Annotated in this window: 5 protein-coding genes; all 5 read right to left on the minus strand. The window is 42.1% G+C overall.

The window, feature by feature from the left end:
- Window positions 1-132 precede the first annotated feature (132 nt).
- Window positions 133-777, minus strand: a complete 645-nt coding sequence (locus QMF79_RS01535; protein WP_281772486.1) for an AAA family ATPase — start codon at window positions 775-777, stop codon at window positions 133-135.
- 8 nt (window positions 778-785) lie between these two features.
- Entirely contained in the window at window positions 786-1,286 is a 501-nt protein-coding gene (locus tag QMF79_RS01540) for a siphovirus Gp157 family protein (RefSeq protein ID WP_281772487.1), read from the minus strand.
- Entirely contained in the window at window positions 1,273-1,476 is a 204-nt protein-coding gene (locus QMF79_RS01545) for a hypothetical protein (protein WP_281772488.1), read from the minus strand. The genes QMF79_RS01540 and QMF79_RS01545 overlap by 14 nt, the downstream gene beginning before the upstream one ends.
- Window positions 1,473-1,778 carry a hypothetical protein gene (locus tag QMF79_RS01550; RefSeq protein ID WP_281772489.1) on the minus strand — a complete coding sequence of 102 codons (306 nt, stop codon included), beginning with the start codon at window positions 1,776-1,778 and terminating at the stop codon, window positions 1,473-1,475. The genes QMF79_RS01545 and QMF79_RS01550 overlap by 4 nt, the downstream gene beginning before the upstream one ends.
- A gap of 162 nt (window positions 1,779-1,940) precedes the next feature.
- A partial coding sequence (locus tag QMF79_RS01555) for a hypothetical protein (RefSeq protein ID WP_281772490.1) occupies window positions 1,941-2,154 on the minus strand: 214 nt, incomplete at its 5' end.

Below are 2,154 nucleotides of genomic sequence, written 5' to 3' on the forward strand. Positions count from 1 at the left end.
TAAGCCCCTGTTTCAGAAATAAAACCTGCTTGACCTGCTTTTACGGCTAAGTTTTGATTGTAAGTAAAAACTGTACTCATTTTAGTTGTCCTTTGGTAAATAAGCGGTTGAATTTAACCGCTTGAATGGAAATTAGGCGTCAATGCCCCAGTATTCGCAAATAGCATCATCAACAGCTTTCAGATCGTTGTCGATGTATTGGCTTTCAAATAAGCCCATTGGGCTTTTTACGGTACCTTCGCCGCTGTTTTGGGTGGAGAATTGAAACTGCCCATCACTCACGCGAGTGCGTAGGCAAATCGTCACCATTCCTTCCAGCGTGATTTTTTCATCGAGCATTTTGCCGATGGTTTTAATTTTAGTTTTGCCGAATGCGTCCGTTTCGGTGTGTGCTAAAATATACACTCGCTTATTAGGCGAAAGTGCAACGGCTTGATTAAACACTTGCCACGCTTTTTTGCCAATTTCAGTGAATTTATCGTAGCCTTTTTCTTTGGCACGACGCATAAATTCGTTTGCCATAATGTACTGATAATCATCTATCACAATAATATCGTGGTCAGTTTTAGAGAGCACATCGCAAATTCTGTCTGCGTTATCACAAATAATCACACTGCCTGTGCGATCTTCTTTTGTCATCATCTTCCAATCTTTGGAACGAAACAGCAGCGGCTTGTGAATCACTTGAATAAGTAATGTTTTAGTGGGGTCAAGGTTTCTGAGGCTAGTGGATTTTCCCGTACCACTTTCGCCTAAAATTAAGGTTGCAATACTCATCTTTCTTCCTATCTAATCGTTAACACTTCACTATCCACTAATCTTGCACCGATAATTTCCTCACCGTTTTTCAAGCGGCGTTTGATTTCGGTTTTGTTTGGCGTAATTTTGACGGCAACCAAGTCTTCATCGAGGTTATTGGCAAGAAATTCATTCTCATCAAGCTCAACTGCATTGGCTTCTTGCAAGCGGTAGCTTAAGCTAAATAAACCACAATTGAGCTTACTCATTCCGACCGCTTTCATATTTTCACGCAAGCGGTTTTTAATGCGGTCGATGTTGTTCTGGCGTGCTTTTTTCATTGCTTGCAAACGCTTGATTTCGGTATCAATCGGGTCGATTTCTGCTTCGATGTTTTTCATCATAAAAATCGTTTGCTGTACCTTATTTTCGAACGCATCTTCGATTTGGTCTAAAGCGGTTAAAATATCTTCGTTTTCTGCAAACTCTGGATTTTGCAGTAAGGCGTAGATGTTTTGGTATTGGGCGGTAATTTCATAGAGTTTCATAGTGTTCCGTGTGGTTGTCTAGCATTGCATTTTCTGCAACAAGTTGATAAATACATTCATCGGCGAGCTGAACAAAATCATCAGGTCCAACCCATTTCAAAGCTTCTTGAATGCTCTTTTTAGCTTGGTTAAAGCGAAATTGTCGTGATTTTTCGCTTTGTTCGGTAAGGCTTTCAAAAATGTCTTTCATAGTGGTGTTTTCTCTCCCGTTATCGGATTGACCGAATAACAAGTGTTATCCCATTTTGGGGGTGGTGGTAATTTGGCAATCACGCCTGTTTCGGGCGTTTTTCTGGATTGAGGCATTTTAAGTAGTTGCTTGAAACGAAAGCCGTCGAGGGCGTTTCGTTTTTCGATTTCACGGGCAAGATGTGCTCTTGCGGATTCTTTACTTTTGAAATTGGAGTTGTACACAATGATGCGGTTGTATCGAACTCGTGCGTACCAAAGCCCTCCGTTTCGATGGGTGATTTCACAGGTAGCGTCAATCATGCGGGGCTCCTAAATTCACACAGGTGGCAAGTGGGGATGTTTTGGGGAATCACGGGTTCAGGTTGGCTGTCGAGGCATCCCCCAAGGCTTAATACTGCACAAAAGAGCAGGGCGAAGAAAATGCCTGTCAGGACTTTAAGCAAGGTTTGCATTTTTCTCTCCTCAATGCACCCATTTCTGGGCGTGTTTAACTAATTCTTCTAGCTCGTAAATTTCGAGTCTGCGGGCGTAGGTGGGGTTGCTTTGGTAGTTTCTTTGGGCTAACTTCAATGCGATTTGGTATTTTTTAAGGGCTTGTTGTGCGTTCATTTTTCTTTCCTCTTTCGGTGGAAATTTCATCAAAATCGTAAACTCAGGGTGCAAAAAACCGCCCCAC

Source organism: Pseudohaemophilus parahaemolyticus, from assembly GCF_938021905.1.
GTDB lineage: Bacteria > Pseudomonadota > Gammaproteobacteria > Enterobacterales > Pasteurellaceae > Haemophilus_A > Haemophilus_A parahaemolyticus_B.

Coding starts and splice junctions, on each gene's coding strand:
- QMF79_RS01545 (WP_281772488.1), bottom strand. CDS start 1,476: ATGAAAGACATTTTTGAAAGCCTTACCGAACAAAGCGAAAAATCACGA.
- QMF79_RS01540 (WP_281772487.1), bottom strand. CDS start 1,286: ATGAAACTCTATGAAATTACCGCCCAATACCAAAACATCTACGCCTTA.
- QMF79_RS01535 (WP_281772486.1), bottom strand. CDS start 777: ATGAGTATTGCAACCTTAATTTTAGGCGAAAGTGGTACGGGAAAATCC.
- QMF79_RS01550 (WP_281772489.1), bottom strand. CDS start 1,778: ATGATTGACGCTACCTGTGAAATCACCCATCGAAACGGAGGGCTTTGG.